At 69.4% G+C, this 13,037-nt stretch carries 17 protein-coding genes; 5 read left to right on the top strand and 12 right to left on the bottom strand.

What is annotated here, in order from left to right; genetic code table 11:
* Window positions 1–108 precede the first annotated feature (108 nt).
* The 3 genes from ACFVUT_RS19205 to ACFVUT_RS19195 all read right to left on the bottom strand — a co-directional run bounded on the left by ACFVUT_RS19205 (window position 109) and on the right by ACFVUT_RS19195 (window position 1,536).
* A complete protein-coding gene (locus ACFVUT_RS19205) occupies window positions 109–318 on the bottom strand; it encodes a DUF397 domain-containing protein (RefSeq protein ID WP_389671010.1) in 210 nt (69 codons plus the stop codon).
* A gap of 172 nt (window positions 319–490) precedes the next feature.
* Window positions 491–700, bottom strand: a complete 210-nt coding sequence (locus ACFVUT_RS19200) for a DUF397 domain-containing protein (RefSeq protein ID WP_389652488.1) — start codon at window positions 698–700, stop codon at window positions 491–493.
* Window positions 697–1,536 carry a Scr1 family TA system antitoxin-like transcriptional regulator gene (locus ACFVUT_RS19195; protein WP_389652485.1) on the bottom strand — a complete coding sequence of 280 codons (840 nt, stop codon included), beginning with the start codon at window positions 1,534–1,536 and terminating at the stop codon, window positions 697–699. Before ACFVUT_RS19195 ends, ACFVUT_RS19200 begins: the two co-directional genes overlap by 4 nt.
* 104 nt (window positions 1,537–1,640) lie before the next feature.
* Here ACFVUT_RS19195 and ACFVUT_RS19190 point away from each other — a divergent pair, with 104 nt between their 5' ends.
* The 3 genes from ACFVUT_RS19190 to ACFVUT_RS19180 all read left to right on the top strand — a co-directional run bounded on the left by ACFVUT_RS19190 (window position 1,641) and on the right by ACFVUT_RS19180 (window position 2,874).
* Window positions 1,641–1,901: a hypothetical protein gene (locus ACFVUT_RS19190; RefSeq protein WP_389652482.1), complete on the top strand. Its 261-nt coding sequence runs from the start codon at window positions 1,641–1,643 to the stop codon at window positions 1,899–1,901.
* A gap of 191 nt (window positions 1,902–2,092) precedes the next feature.
* Window positions 2,093–2,311: a hypothetical protein gene (locus ACFVUT_RS19185; protein WP_389652480.1), complete on the top strand. Its 219-nt coding sequence runs from the start codon at window positions 2,093–2,095 to the stop codon at window positions 2,309–2,311.
* 116 nt (window positions 2,312–2,427) lie between these two features.
* The gene (locus ACFVUT_RS19180; protein ID WP_389652477.1) at window positions 2,428–2,874 is read left to right on the top strand and encodes a hypothetical protein; all 447 of its coding nucleotides are present in this window, start codon (window positions 2,428–2,430) and stop codon (window positions 2,872–2,874) included.
* A 91-nt stretch (window positions 2,875–2,965) separates the two neighbouring features.
* Here the strand turns inward: ACFVUT_RS19180 and ACFVUT_RS19175 are convergent, their stop codons facing one another.
* The gene (locus ACFVUT_RS19175) at window positions 2,966–3,568 is read right to left on the bottom strand and encodes a TetR/AcrR family transcriptional regulator (protein WP_389652475.1); all 603 of its coding nucleotides are present in this window, start codon (window positions 3,566–3,568) and stop codon (window positions 2,966–2,968) included.
* An 83-nt stretch (window positions 3,569–3,651) separates the two neighbouring features.
* Here ACFVUT_RS19175 and ACFVUT_RS19170 point away from each other — a divergent pair, with 83 nt between their 5' ends.
* Together ACFVUT_RS19170 and ACFVUT_RS19165 are read left to right on the top strand one after the other, a co-directional pair.
* Complete coding sequence (locus ACFVUT_RS19170) at window positions 3,652–4,389, top strand: SDR family NAD(P)-dependent oxidoreductase (protein WP_389652473.1); 738 nt, start codon at window positions 3,652–3,654, stop codon at window positions 4,387–4,389.
* A gap of 103 nt (window positions 4,390–4,492) precedes the next feature.
* Window positions 4,493–4,972, top strand: a complete 480-nt coding sequence (locus tag ACFVUT_RS19165; protein WP_389652470.1) for a hypothetical protein — start codon at window positions 4,493–4,495, stop codon at window positions 4,970–4,972.
* A 210-nt stretch (window positions 4,973–5,182) separates the two neighbouring features.
* On the opposite strand, the gene ACFVUT_RS19160 is transcribed toward ACFVUT_RS19165, so the two are convergent.
* The 8 genes from ACFVUT_RS19160 to rarD form a co-directional block, all read right to left on the bottom strand.
* The gene (locus ACFVUT_RS19160) at window positions 5,183–5,977 is read right to left on the bottom strand and encodes an ABC transporter permease (protein WP_389652467.1); all 795 of its coding nucleotides are present in this window, start codon (window positions 5,975–5,977) and stop codon (window positions 5,183–5,185) included.
* The gene (locus ACFVUT_RS19155; protein WP_389652947.1) at window positions 5,974–7,020 is read right to left on the bottom strand and encodes an ATP-binding cassette domain-containing protein; all 1,047 of its coding nucleotides are present in this window, start codon (window positions 7,018–7,020) and stop codon (window positions 5,974–5,976) included. The genes ACFVUT_RS19160 and ACFVUT_RS19155 overlap by 4 nt, the downstream gene beginning before the upstream one ends.
* 81 nt (window positions 7,021–7,101) lie before the next feature.
* Window positions 7,102–7,947 carry a DUF4097 domain-containing protein gene (locus ACFVUT_RS19150; RefSeq protein ID WP_389652464.1) on the bottom strand — a complete coding sequence of 282 codons (846 nt, stop codon included), beginning with the start codon at window positions 7,945–7,947 and terminating at the stop codon, window positions 7,102–7,104.
* An 82-nt stretch (window positions 7,948–8,029) separates the two neighbouring features.
* Window positions 8,030–8,569, bottom strand: coding sequence for a hypothetical protein (locus ACFVUT_RS19145; protein WP_389652461.1), 540 nt, complete (start codon window positions 8,567–8,569; stop codon window positions 8,030–8,032).
* Between the two features lie 499 nt (window positions 8,570–9,068).
* Window positions 9,069–9,518, bottom strand: coding sequence for a VOC family protein (locus ACFVUT_RS19140; protein ID WP_389652458.1), 450 nt, complete (start codon window positions 9,516–9,518; stop codon window positions 9,069–9,071).
* A gap of 186 nt (window positions 9,519–9,704) precedes the next feature.
* Window positions 9,705–9,950 (bottom strand): hypothetical protein, encoded by a 246-nt coding sequence (locus ACFVUT_RS19135; protein WP_389652456.1) that lies wholly within the window; start codon window positions 9,948–9,950, stop codon window positions 9,705–9,707.
* Window positions 9,951–10,008: 58 nt separating this feature from the next.
* Window positions 10,009–11,646 (bottom strand): FAD-dependent monooxygenase, encoded by a 1,638-nt coding sequence (locus ACFVUT_RS19130; RefSeq protein ID WP_389652453.1) that lies wholly within the window; start codon window positions 11,644–11,646, stop codon window positions 10,009–10,011.
* A gap of 131 nt (window positions 11,647–11,777) precedes the next feature.
* Window positions 11,778–12,917, bottom strand: coding sequence for an EamA family transporter RarD (gene rarD / locus ACFVUT_RS19125; RefSeq protein WP_389652450.1), 1,140 nt, complete (start codon window positions 12,915–12,917; stop codon window positions 11,778–11,780).
* Between the last annotated feature and the right edge of the window lie 120 nt (window positions 12,918–13,037).

Raw genomic sequence — 13,037 nt, 5'->3', positions numbered from 1 at the left:
GACCATCGGACCCGCTCACTGGTGACATGGTCACTATGCGATGCCGATACCGCAATGCCCCACCGTGCGTTGCGCGATGGGGCGTTGCTGCGTTGCTGCGTCGGTGGTTCAGAGGGTGCTGAAGTCTCCGGCCTTGACGCCCGTCACGAAGGAGGTGAACGCGTCGGCGCGGACGTCCAGGACCGGTCCGTGCGGGTTCTTGGAGTCGCGGACGGGGATCACGCCGAGCGAGCCGGCGAGGTTTGCGGCGACCTCGACGCAGTCGCCGCCGTTGTTGCTGTAGGAGGACTTGAACCAACGGGGGGACTCGGTCGTCACAGGATGCCCTTTCGCAACTGGCTGATCACGGCCACGGATGCCGCTTGGGACAGCGCTTCGGCGGGACCATCGGACCCGCTCACTGGTGACATGGTCACTATGCGATGCCGATACCGCAATGCCCCACCGTGCGTTGCGCGATGGGGCATTGCTGCGTTGCTGCGTCGGTGGTTCAGAGGGTGCCGAAGTCTCCGGCCTTGACGCCCGTCACGAAGGAGGTGAACGCGTCGGCGCGGACGTCCAGGACCGGTCCGTGCGGGTTCTTGGAGTCGCGGACGGGGATCACGCCACGTGAAGCGGCGAGGTTTGCGGCGACCTCGACGCAGGCGCCGCCGTTGTTGCTGTAGGAGGACTTGAACCAGCGGGGGGATTCGGTCGTCACGGGGAGCCCTTTCGTAACTGGCTGATCAGGGCCACGGATGCCGCTTGGGACAGCGCGTCGGCCTGCAATTGATGGTAGGCCGTCAACAGGGGCAGTGCCGAAGCGCTGTCCCGGTCAAGATGGCCTTGGTGGGCCGACTCCGCGTAGGACATGAGCTGTCGGTTCGGCAGCGTCAGTATGTACAGCGGCAGGTCAAAGGGGCGGCGCTCCGCCATTGCGAACGGGGCGATCTGGAGCACGGTGTTCGGCCGCTCGGCGAACTCTTCCAGACGCGCCAACTGTGCGTCCATGACGTCAGCCCTGCCAATGGGCCGGCGGACACAGCTTTCGTCCAGCACCGCAAGGATCAGCGGCGGTTGCGTGCGGGCGAGCGCGGCTTGCCGTTCCGCGACGATCGAGACCCGCTCGCTTGCCTGGTCGGCTGTGATCGCCCCCCGCTTGACGGCGCTCTGCGCGAGAACAGCCGCGTACTCGGGTGTCTGGAGCAAGCCTGGCATGACGCCCACTTCATACAGTCGGATCTCCGCAGCCCGGCCTTCGAACCCGACGTACTCAGGGAAGCCCTCCAATAGGCTCCCGTGCCGGATCTCCCCCCATGCGCGTTCGAAGGCTTCTGCTGTTCCGACGAGCCCGAGGGCGGAATCCAGGCTGCGCGAAAATCGGAGGGTTGGCGGTTTGCGGGCCGTCTCCACAGCAGAAATATGCTGACTGGAGTACCCCGTGTTCCCGGCCAGGTCTTCCTGGCTCCATCCGTGAGCCTCCCGCGAACTGCGAAGCCGCGCCCCGTAGGCCGCTTGTGGGCTGCGTTCAGGGTTTAAGTCCTTGCGGTTGACCATTGGTTATGTGACCCTCCCTTCCCTTCTGGCTAGTTGAAGAGATCCTGACCATAGGTCACGCTGGGCCGCCCTGGTAGTGGAATCACTACGGAGAGGAGCGGTCCGTGTCTGAGGAGAACGGCCCTTCGAACGGGCAGGCATCCGTCCGCGTTCCGGCGCCCGGTGCGCTCTTGGCGGATGTCAGCCGTGGCGGCCGGGTCGGGGAGTTCCGCGGGATTGCCGGCCCGTACTGGTCCCTTCGGCCGCTCGGCGGCGGGGCCGAGTGGGAGGCCGAACCCGAGTGGGTCCGCTCGCTCACTCCCGCTGAGCGGCTGTGCGCCGAGAACGCGTTGCGGAATCTCAGAAGCAGTCGGGGTGGGCTATGAGCGTGCAACCCGCTGCCACGCAGGGCCAGTTCGCCGCCGCAGCGTACGCGGGTGACGGACGGGCAGCCTTCTGTCTGGGCAAAACCCTCGTTGCGTCGCCCCGGCTCGCACTCCGGTGGCTCCGGGGGCAAGCCGAACGGCTTGCGGGCGGGCTGGATCCGGAACCTGACGCCCCATGGATTCACCGGTCCGTGTTACGGCGGGTGTCCCCGTCCGTACGTGACGCACCGGCCGAGTTGCGCGCCTGGGCCGCCGACGACGAGCGGCAGGACGCCGCGCTGCAACGCCTCGCCGCGGGAACCGAGTTCGCGTTCCTCACCAGAGACGACACGTGCTGGTACGGGCTCACCGCCCGCCCCTTGCCCCTACCGGAGTTCACCCCCGAGGCGGGCGCGCTGATCAGCGCGTAGCCCGCACGAGCCGCTGACCGGAGTCGCTGACCAGTGCCCCTGACCAGAGCCCTGTCCGGTTGCCCTCCCCAGGGTGGGGCTCTGTGTTGACCCGATACCTACAGAAGAGAACCGAAGTGTTACTGCAATGCACCGCCTACACCGGCGTTCCCGAGGCGGAAGCGCTCGTTGCGCTCGCCACCATGCCGGGCGGACCCGACGACCCCCCGGAAGCCCTCGACCGGGACGACTTCGTCCTGTGCGAACTCGGCGAGCACGACGACGGGACCGAGCACGCCGCGCAACTCTGGTCGGCCGAGACGCCCGCCGAACGGGACCTGTGGCTGTTCTGGACCGACGCCGGTGCGCAGGAGTGTACGTACCGCTTCGCCGAACTGTCCGCCTGCCCCGCCGTGATCAACAGCCAGTCGGTCCACGACGCGCACGCGTGCATGCTGTTCGTCCAGCACCCCGGCGCGCACTCCTGGGAGGTGACCGATCCGCTCGGGGATCTGCTGAACGAGCAGGCCTGGGACGACGTGCGACGGGTGCGGTACGGGGATGACCCGCTGGGCGGGGACTGAGGACTGCCCTCAGGAGCGTTCCGCCGGATCATGTACGCGTGATGGCGCCGAGTTGCTTCTCGCAGACCGAACCGCGCTCAGCGGCAAGGCGTTACGCACCCTCGGGTGCGGGCAGGACGGCCAGTGCGGTGTCCGCGATGCTCCGCAGTGTCTTCGGGGCCAAACCGGCCTTGCCCACTGCCTCGATACCGCGGACCACCGACAACAGCAGTGCCCCCAACTGCTCAGGGTCTGCGGCCCTATCGATGTCGCCATGACGCTGGGCGGCACTGACCTCCGCTCGCAGCAGGGCCAGGAGTGTCGTCATGGTTTCGGCCGAACGTCGGGCGATCGCCGGATCGTGCTGGGCCAACTCCGCTGCACCTTTGGCCACCAGGCACCCCCGGCGTTCGGTGTCGGAAGCGGCGTTCTCTGCCATCAGGCGCACGTATCCCGACAGCCGGGGCAGTGCCTCTTCGTCCGGGCCGCCTGTCAGCTGCCCTTCGGCCACCTCTACGACTGAGGCACACCAGTCATCGAAGACGCGATGGAACAGCTCGCCCTTACCGCCGAAGGCACCGTACAAGCTGCCTTTGCCCAGGCCGGTCGCCTGGGCGATGTCATCCATCCGCGTTCCGGCGTAGCCGGTCGCCCAGAACTGCTCCCGGGCCCTGGCCAGGACTTGCTGTTCGTCGAATGCGCGTGGTCTGGGCATGCTCTGAGCCTACCGATTCTTGACTCGATCGTCCATTACTCATACGTTATGGACGATCAATTCCATAACTTGAGGGGTTCGACATGCCGGGTGTGCTGCAGGAGAAGGTCGCTGTGATCACTGGAGGGACCAGCGGAATCGGACTGGCCATAGCCCACCGCTTCGTCCGAGAGGGCGCACGGGTCTTCGTGACAGGCCGGGACACCGACCGCCTCGAAGCGGCGGTCAAGGAGATAGGCCCGGCGGCCATCGGCGTACGGGCGGACGTCTCGGTGCCGGCCGACCTGGACGCCCTCTACGCGCGAGTCCGCGATGAGGCTGGACGCATCGACGTGCTGGTGGCCAATGCGGGAATCGCCGTGGACGCCGCTCTCGGCTCTCACACCGAGGCGAACGTTGATCTGGTCCTCGCTGTCAACGTCAAGGGCCCGCTGTTCACCGTTCAGAAGGCGCTTCCGCTGCTGGCGGAGAACGCCTCCATCCTGGTCATCGGCTCAAGCAACAGCGTGCGGCCCAATGAGGACCTTGAGGTCTACAGCGCCTCGAAGGCGGCGGTGAGCAATCTCGTGCACAACTGGGCCCGCCAGTCACGGGAACGTCAGTTCCGGGTGAATGTGCTCAGCCCGGGATCCACCAGGACCCCTGGCTTGCTGAGCGCCGCAGGGTCGGCTGCCGACCAGTTCGCCGAAGCCACCGTGCCACTGGGGCGGCTGGCCGAGCCCGAGGAAATCGCCGATGCTGCCCTGTTCCTGGCCTCGGACGCCTCGTCATTCATCACTGGCGCCGAACTCTTCGCCGACGGCGGCTACACCCGGGCCTGAACGACGGCCATATCTGGGGGGACGTGTTCCAAAAGCGTCGGGCACAGCCATTCGTAGCGAAAGGCGCTGGTGCCGGCGCGCCGGTTTGGACAAGCTGCGACACATGGACTGGACGCCCCTGCTCTCCACGCTCACCGGTGCCGTCATCGGCATCGCAGCCACTCTGATCGCCGACCGCAACCGGTGGCGGCGGGAGGAGGCCAGGCATGCTCTGGAAGTACGGCGCGAGGTGTACACGGAGTATGTTTCCGCCCTCAAGGCCGCAGGTGAGGAGATACGGGCCGTCGCCCTGGGCGACCACATGTCCGAGTCGGCACGCGACGCGGCGGTGCGGGAGGCTGTGCGCGGCACCGGCGTCTACACGCTGAGCGAACGCCTCTGGCTCGTGGGCCCGCCCCAGGTCGTCGAGGCGGGGAACGAGGCGTTCCACTGTCTGCGTGCGATGCGCGACGCCTATGCCCGTGGAGCGGCGGTCGGCTCCGCCGACGTCGCGCCCCTGATGGAGCGGCGGCGCAAGGCCATGGCGCAGATGCGTCGCCTCATGCGTGAGGACCTGGGCATCGAGCCCCTCGGAATCGAGTGAGGTGTCATCGGCCCTGAGCTCGTCCCGGCCCCGCGAGGTCCCCGCCACCTGGCCCAGCCGTCCCGACCGCTGATCACAACTCCGGACAGGTCCTGGTGCCCCTCCCGGCACGAGGTTCTGTGCGGAAGCGGATTCACGTGCGGACATGCGAGGGCGGGGTGCTCACTCCCTGCCGGTGAGTGAGCACCCCGCCCTTGTGCGTTCCGGTGTTCAGTGCGTGGTGCCGCGGTTGTACACCGACTTGGACCAGACGTAGCCGAGCACGGCCAGTGCCAGGCACCAGGCCACGGCCAGCCAGCCGTTGTGGCCGATCTCGCTGCCCAGCAGCAGGCCGCGCAGGGTCTCGATGGCCGGGGTGAAGGGCTGGTACTCGGCGATCGGCTGGAACCAGCCCGGCATCGCGTCGACCGGGACGAAGGTGCTGGAGATGAGTGGCAGGAAGATCAGCGGCAGGGCGTTGTTGCTGGCGGCCTCCGCGTTCGGGCTGATCAGGCCCATGCCGACCGCGATCCAGGTGAGTGCCGTGGCGAAGAGCACGAGCAGTCCGAAGGCCGCGATCCACTCCAGGACGGTGGCGTCGGTGGAGCGGAAGCCGATGGCCACGGCGACGGCGCCGACGAGGACCACGCTGATGATCGACTGCAGCACGCTGCCGATGACGTGTCCGATGATCACGGAGCCGCGGTGGATCGCCATCGTGCGGAAGCGGGCGATGATGCCCTCGGTCATGTCGTTGGAGACGGAGACCGCGGTGCCGATCACGGTGCTGCCGATGGTCATCAGCAGGAGGCCCGGGACGAGGTACGCGATGTAGTCGGAGCGGTCGGCACCGCCGCCGCCGATGCCCGCGCTCATCACGTCTCCGAAGATGTAGACGAAGAGCAGCAGCAGCATGACCGGCGTGAGCAGCAGGTTCAGCGTCAGGGACGGGTAGCGGCGCGCGTGCAGCAGGTTCCGCCGCAGCATCGTGGACGAGTCGCGCACGGCGAGGGAGAGAGAGTTCATCGGACGTCCTCCTTGGGCTGGTTGTCGTTGCTGCTCCCGTTGTTCCGGCCGTTACGGCTGTTCTCGCCGGGCTCGCCGGGCTCGCCGGGCTCGCCGGAGCCGGTCAGGGCGAAGAACACGTCGTCGAGGTCGGGGGTGTGCACGGTCAGTTCGTCCGCCTCGATGCCTGCGGAGTCGAGCCGGTCGAGGATGGAGCGCAGTTCGCGCTGGCTTCCGTCGCTGGGGATCTGCAACGACAGTGCCTCGTCGTCGCGGACGGCCTCGCGCAGGGTGGAGGCGGCCGAGCGGTACAGCGCCGGGTCGGAGAGCCGGATGCGGACGTGCCCACCCGGGATCAGCCGCTTCAGTTCCTCGGCGCTGCCCTCGGCGGCGATCCTGCCGCCGTTGAGCAGGGCGATGCGGTCGGCGAGTTCGTCGGCCTCGTCCAGGTACTGGGTGGTGAGGAAGACGGTGACGCCGTCGGAGACCAGCTCGCGGATGATCTGCCACATGTTGTGGCGGGCGCGCGGGTCGAGGCCGGTGGTCGGCTCGTCGAGGAAGATGATCCGGGGGCTGCCGACCAGGGTCATGGCGATGTCCAGACGGCGTTTCATGCCGCCGGAGTAGGTGGAAGCGGGCTTCTTCGCGGCGTCGGTGAGGTCGAAGCGCTCCAGGAGCTCGGCGGCGGTGCGGCGCCCCTCGGGCTTGGACAGGTGGTGCAGGTCCGCCATGAGGAGCATGTTCTCCTCGCCGGTGATCAGCCCGTCGACGGCGGAGAACTGTCCGGTGACACCGATCGCGGCCCGCACGGACTGCGGGTCGGTGGCGAGGTCGTGGCCCGCGACCCGGGCCTCGCCCCCGTCGGCGGAGATGAGCGTCGACAGGATCTTCACGGCGGTGGTCTTGCCGGCGCCGTTCGGGCCGAGCAGCGCGAACACGGTGCCGGCCGGGACGGCGAGGTCGATGCCGTCGAGGACGGTCTTGTCGCCGTACGACTTGCGCAGACCGGTGGCAGAGACGGCGGTGGGCGGCTGCTGGCCGCCGCCCTGCCTGGGCGTGGGCATGACAGATGAAGGCACGGGGCCCTCCCCTTCGAAGGCGTGGTGAGCGTTGAAATGGTGGTCTCTGTCGGCGAGATGGGTGGGTCAGGCCCGGGCGCGGCGGATGTCGATGTTGCCGTAGCGGGTGCGGGCCTTGATCTCGACGGTGTCTTCGGTGGTGTCCGGGCTGTCGGAGGCGGTGAGGGCGTTGTGGACCTGGCCGTGGCCGGAGCTGACGTCGAGCCAGGCGGCGGTGCCCTCGCGGACACCGACCTCGATGGCGCCGTGCGAGGTCTCCAGTTGGACGGTGCCGCGGGCGGCGTCGGTGACGCGCAGCGTGCCGTGGGCGGTGGTGGCGGTGACCGAGCCCTCGGCGTGCTCGATGAGGATGTCGCCGTTGGCGCCGCTCACGCGCAGGTCGCCCATCGCGTCGCCGACGGTCGTGGTGCCGTGCGAGTTCTTCAGGACGGCGGTGCCGTCGGCGGTGCCGACGCGCAGGCTGCCGGAGCTGGTGGTGATCTCGGCGGGGCCCCGGACGTGGTCCACGGTGATGCTTCCGTGGGACGCGGTCAGGTGCAGGGGGCCGGTGGTGTCGAGCCGGACGTCGCCCGAGGAGGTCTTCACGCGGACCTCGCCGAGACGGCCCTCGCCGTGCACCTGGGTCCAGGAGCCGGTCGCCTCGACCTGTGAGCCGGTGGGCAGTTCGACAGTCACGTCGACGCTGCCGGTGGGTCCGACGAGGTAGCGGCCCTTGGGCGTCCTGATGGTCAGCACGCCGCTCGCGTAGGTGACCTCGGTCTGCTCGGCGACCCGTACGTCCTTGTCCTTCTTCGGGTCGCGGGGCCGTACCTCGACGACGGTGTCGGGGCGGTCGCTCGCGGAGAACTGGATGGACCCGGCGGCCACGTTGGCGGTGACCGAGATGGGCTGCGGGGTGTCGAAAGAAGGCATGGCTGTTCCGTCCTCGTGGGTCTCGGTGGCGTCCCTGCTGGTGGGACGTGGTGTGGGTGAAGGCGGTGCGAGCGGGGTGCGGTCAGCGCACCCAGCCCGTGAAGCTCTGTCCGACGTTGCGGGTGGTGCGGGTCTTCTCCGCCGTACGCGGCTGGGTGTTGCCGTCGGCCGCGGCCGACACGGCCCGCACCAGCCATGCGTTGACCGACAGGCCCTCACGGCCCGCGGCCTCCTCGGCGCGCGCCTTGAGGTGGGCGGGCAGGCGCAGATTGACGCGGGCGGTGCCGCCCTCGTCGCCGTCGGCGGGTGTCGGGGCCGGGGCCCTGAGCGGCTCGGCGGGCCCGCCCTTGTCCCCGTAAGCCTCGTACGCCTCGTCGGTCGCCGGCCGCGTCACCACGAAGTCGGGGTCGAGTCCGCGCAGCCGTACGTCGACCGAGCCGGGGGCGAGTTCACGGGTGATCTCGTCCATCGCGGCGGAGAGCACATTGAGCATCGTCAGGCGGGTCGCCGACTCCAGCGGAGCGGTGAGCCGCTCGGCCAGCTCGCGGGCTTCTTCGCCGCCGGCTTCGGCGGCCACCGCGAGTTCGCGGCGGAGGTTGTCGACATACGGGGTGAGGTCCATGACGCCATGATGGCACCATAATGGCGCCATGTGCAAGCCCGTAGGGATGGCTGCTGTCGGTCGGGGTTCGCGCGAGCCCTTTGACCTGCGGAAATGTGTCGACGTCAATGTGTGTCAATGTGGCGCCGCACGGAGTCGTGGACTCTCTGGCGTGTGGGGTGGCGCCATCTGGTGCCATGTGGTGCCACGAGTGGCGTCGTGGTCGGAAGACGTGCTCGTGGCGTCCGGTGTGGTGTGCCACACGGCGGGCGATCGCCCCCGCACGGGACGTACTGGGGTGGTGCCACAACGCGGCCTTCTGACCGTTCGGTGGAGATGTCGCAATCCGCACCGAACCCGGAAGGCTCTCACCCATTCAAGATCCCTCAGGCATTCAAGATCCCTCAGGCGAGACCTGCATCACCCGTCCGCAACCTCCCCGAACAGAACACCTGGGCACCCCCCCCCAGGCGGCCCCGTCCGTGCGCTGCCCCCGTGGCGCACGGACGGGGCCTCCTGCCTACTGCACGCAGAACTCATTGCCCTCGGGATCGGCGAGGACGACCCACGTGCCGCCCGGCTCCTCGACCCTGCGGAGCACCTTCGCGCCCAGGCTCTCCAGGCGGGTCACTTCCGCCTCGCGTCGCTCCGGGCCTGCGTGCACGTCCAGATGAACCCGGTTCTTCGCGGTCTTGGCCTCCGGTACGCGCTGGAACAGCAGCCGTCGCCCGAGGCCCATCCCGCTCTCCTCCTCGTACGGGTCGTCCGGGTGCCGGACCGCGATGAGGTCGCGCCAGGCCCTGCGGCCGTCGACCAGGACGGTCGCCTCCTCGGGGGCCGCCCCGAGGCCCAGGACCCGTTCGATCAGCGCGCTGTTGTCCTCGACCAGGTAGCCGAGGGTTTCGGCCCAGAACGCCGCCTGGGCATGCGGGTCGGCCGAGTCGATGACGACTTTCCAGTTCAATGTCATGGAATCCGTTTATAGTCCCTCCTCGCCCCGGCCGACCCCGACATGGTGAACGCGGCGGGCGCCGAGCCCCCGCTCGTCCCCCGTGCCGACCGTGTCGGCGGTGATTCCTGCGGTTTCGCGTGCACTTCGGGCGCCACCGGGAGCGCCCCGCTGTCGACCGTCGATCGTCGCCGTGACGCGGTGGGATCAAGCGTGCAGGGTGGCCGGCCGGCTGTCCTTCGCTCCGCCGCACGGGAGCGACGCTCCTGCCTCGGACGGCTGACGGACATTCAGGAAGGTGTGCGCGCCCCGGGAACGCGCGCCGTCGCCGGGATGTACGTCGGGGCGGGCGGTGGGTGCGCCGTAGGCGAGGAAGGTCAGCGTGGACAGGGCTGCGGTGACGGTGCGCAGAAGCATCCGGGAGTTCCCGGACGTGTATGCAAGTCGGTTCATAACATGTCAGAAGAATATAAACCGACGGTAGTTACGGGATCACTCGCCGTGGCGCTGCTCAAAGCCGCCTGAATGCCGTACCGCCCGCCCGGCCCAAGTGGTCCACGCGGGCCAGGTAGTCCGTGACGGCCCGGCCGTCGTCGGCCGGTGCGATCAGGCCCACGTGGTTGTCCGGCCGGACCAGCACGAGGATGTCGGTGCCCGCTTCGACGCCGTACGCCGAGCGGGCGTGGCCCGCGTCGTCGGTCAGGTCGTGACGGGCTCCCGCGTCCACTCCGTCCGCCCCGTCCGCCCTGTCCCCCTGCGTCGTGTCGTCGTGCGCGTCCACCCCGTACGCCCGCAGCGTGTCGCCGTACGCGTCCGCCGCCGCCCGCAGCGTGTCCGTCGTGCCGGGGCCGAAGCCCAGCAGGGTGAAGTGGGGTCCGGCGAACGTCTCGAACAGGCGGGTTGCCAGACCTGTTCCGGTGTGGCGGCAGGGTGCGTCCGGGGCGCGGTCGCCCGCCCGCAGGCGGGAGGTGGAGCCGCTGGGGGAGAGTGGGCTCCAGTGGTAGCCCAGGCCGAGTCCCATGGTTTCGCCGGTGACCGCCGAGTCCAGGCCGCCGCCCGGCCGCGTGATCGCGTCGAGCGTGGCCCGCAGCCGCTCGGAGCTGATGTCCAGCGCCCAGGAGGCCACGGGCAGCCGCTCCTCCTCGTACGTGTCCAGCAGGCCGGATTCCGCCCGGCCGGTGACGACCCGGGCGAGTTTCCAGCCCAGATTGAACGCGTCCTGGATCCCGGTGTTCATCCCCAGCCCGCCCGCGACGGAGTGCACGTGCGCGGCGTCCCCGGCCAGCAGCACGCGGTCCACCCGGTATCGCTCGGCCAGGCGCTCGTTGACCCGGTAGGTGGACAGCAGGGTGGCGTGCGACAGGCGGGCGCCCGGGAGTCCGGTGTGCCGGGCGAAGAGCCGCCGGAAGCTCTCCAGCGAGGGGGGTACGGGGGCTCCCGCCGGGTCTCGTTCCGGCCCCGCCTGGAACCACCAGCCCGATTCCGTACCCGGGATCGGGCACAGCATCACGGCGCCGTCCTCGTCGAACCACTGGTGCCAGCGACCGCGGTCGAGGCCGTCCACCTCCACGTCACCGCAGACCATCACCTGCTCCTCGTGCGTCTTTCCCTCGAACGGGACGCCGAGCAGCTTGCGCACCGGGCTGTGGCCGCCGTCGCAGCCCACCACGTACCGCGCGCCGATGCTCCGGCCGTCGGCGAGACCGACGGTCACCGCGTCGGGGCTCATCGTCAGCGCGTCGGCCTCCGAGCCCAGCTCGACCCGCACGCCGTACTCCCCCAGGCGGTCCCGCAGGATCTCCTCCAGCCGCCACTGGGCGATCAGCCGAGGTCGGTCGTACGGAGTGTCCGGCGTCGGGTGCGACGCCCCGAACGGGTCCGCGTCGGCAACCGGCAGCCCGTTCCGGTACTTGCGCATGGGCAGCGGGGCCGAGCTCGCGGCCAGCACCCTGTCGACGACGCCCAGGTCCTCCAGGACCTCCAGGGAGCGGGGGTTGGGGCCCTTGGCCCGTGAACTGCGCGGGAACGCGGGGGACTTGTCGATGATCCGTACGTCGATGGAGCGCCGGGCCAGATCGCAGGCCAGGGTCAGGCCGGTCGGACCCGAGCCGACGATCAGTACCTGAGTGAGGGGTGCGGTGGTGGGCATGGAGACTCCTCGGTCGCGGTCCGTGGACATCCAGAGAAACGTAACCGAGTTAAAAAAGCAACCGAGTAACTAAAGCTGAGTGCCGATGGCCGGCCGGTGGTGTTCGTCGCCCCGGGGTGGTGGAGCGCCGCTCAGGGGGTCGGAGTCGCGGCCGAGGAAGGTGAAGCGGAATCCGTGGCCGATGCCGAGCCCCCGGCCGACGGCGAGTCTCCGGCCGATGCCGAGCCCCCGGCCGACGGCGAGTCTCCGGCCGATGCCGAGCCCCCGGCCGACGGCGAGTCTCCGGCCGAAGGCGAGTCTCCGGCCGGCGGCGAATCCGCAGCCGACGACTTCCGCTGGGCCGTCGCCTGTGCCGCCGCTGTCGTACGGGCCTGCACCTGCGCCTTCGTCCGTCGAGCCGTCCGGAACACGTCCCAGGTCAGCAGGGTGAGAGCCAGCCACACCAGGGCGAACCCGGCCCACCGCTCCGGCGGCATCTCCTCGTGGAAGTACAGGATGCCGAGGATGAACTGGAAGACGGGCGCCAGATACTGCAGCAGGCCCAGCGTGGAGAGCGGAACGCGGATCGCCGCCGCCCCGAACAGGACGAGCGGCGTGGCCGTGACGACCCCCGTCGTGGCCAGCAGGGCCGCATGGCCGACGCCCTCGGAGGCGAAGGTCGCATCGCCCTGCGCGCCCAGCCACAGCAGATAGCCGAGCGCGGGCAGGAACAGGACGGCGGTCTCGGCGGTCAGCGACTCCAGGCCGCCCATGTTGACCTTCTTCTTCGCCAGCCCGTACGTCGCGAAGGAGAACGCCAGCGCCAGCGAGATCCACGGCGGCCGTCCGTAACCGATCGCCAGCACGAGCACCGCCACGACAGAGGTGCCGACCGCCACCCACTGCGCGGGGCGCAGCCGTTCGCCGAGGAGCAGGACGCCCATGGCGATGGTGACCAGCGGATTGATGAAGTAGCCGAGCGACGCCTCGACGACATGGCCGTTGTTCACGGCCCAGATGTACAGACCCCAGTTGACCGTGATCACGGCCGCCGCGATCGATATCAGGCCGAGCTTCCGCGGCTGCCGGACCAGCGCGCCGATCCAGGACCAGCGGCGCAGTACCAGCAGCGCGATGCCGACGACCCCGAGCGACCAGACCATGCGGTGGGCCAGGATCTCGATCGCGCCGGCGGGCTTCAGCAGCGGCCAGAACAAGGGGACGACGCCCCACATGCTGTAGGCGCCGATGCCGGACAGCAGTCCGGCCCGCTGTTCATTCGTCCCCTTCACGGACCCTCCCGGCTCGATCGTGTCAACTGCCGCGTCGACTGCACGACGGTAGCGCCGGGAGGGCCCGGTGTCATAGCCGTATCGCCATACGGTCATGACATGAGGTGCCGCCGGCCCGGC

It is taken from the genome of Streptomyces sp. NPDC058051 (assembly GCF_042885475.1).
Lineage (GTDB): Bacteria > Actinomycetota > Actinomycetes > Streptomycetales > Streptomycetaceae > Streptomyces.
This window is presented reverse-complemented; position numbering and strand designations above follow the sequence as displayed.

Excerpts from the sequence above, each read along its gene's own strand:
- ACFVUT_RS19195 (WP_389652485.1), bottom strand. The coding sequence starts at position 1,536 with ATGGTCAACCGCAAGGACTTAAACCCTGAACGCAGCCCACAAGCGGCC.
- ACFVUT_RS19175 (WP_389652475.1), bottom strand. The coding sequence starts at position 3,568 with ATGCCCAGACCACGCGCATTCGACGAACAGCAAGTCCTGGCCAGGGCC.
- ACFVUT_RS19170 (WP_389652473.1), top strand. The coding sequence starts at position 3,652 with ATGCCGGGTGTGCTGCAGGAGAAGGTCGCTGTGATCACTGGAGGGACC.
- ACFVUT_RS19165 (WP_389652470.1), top strand. The coding sequence starts at position 4,493 with ATGGACTGGACGCCCCTGCTCTCCACGCTCACCGGTGCCGTCATCGGC.
- ACFVUT_RS19160 (WP_389652467.1), bottom strand. The coding sequence starts at position 5,977 with ATGAACTCTCTCTCCCTCGCCGTGCGCGACTCGTCCACGATGCTGCGG.
- ACFVUT_RS19155 (WP_389652947.1), bottom strand. The coding sequence starts at position 7,020 with ATGCCCACGCCCAGGCAGGGCGGCGGCCAGCAGCCGCCCACCGCCGTC.
- ACFVUT_RS19150 (WP_389652464.1), bottom strand. The coding sequence starts at position 7,947 with ATGCCTTCTTTCGACACCCCGCAGCCCATCTCGGTCACCGCCAACGTG.
- ACFVUT_RS19145 (WP_389652461.1), bottom strand. The coding sequence starts at position 8,569 with ATGGACCTCACCCCGTATGTCGACAACCTCCGCCGCGAACTCGCGGTG.
- ACFVUT_RS19140 (WP_389652458.1), bottom strand. The coding sequence starts at position 9,518 with ATGACATTGAACTGGAAAGTCGTCATCGACTCGGCCGACCCGCATGCC.
- ACFVUT_RS19135 (WP_389652456.1), bottom strand. The coding sequence starts at position 9,950 with ATGAACCGACTTGCATACACGTCCGGGAACTCCCGGATGCTTCTGCGC.
- ACFVUT_RS19130 (WP_389652453.1), bottom strand. The coding sequence starts at position 11,646 with ATGCCCACCACCGCACCCCTCACTCAGGTACTGATCGTCGGCTCGGGT.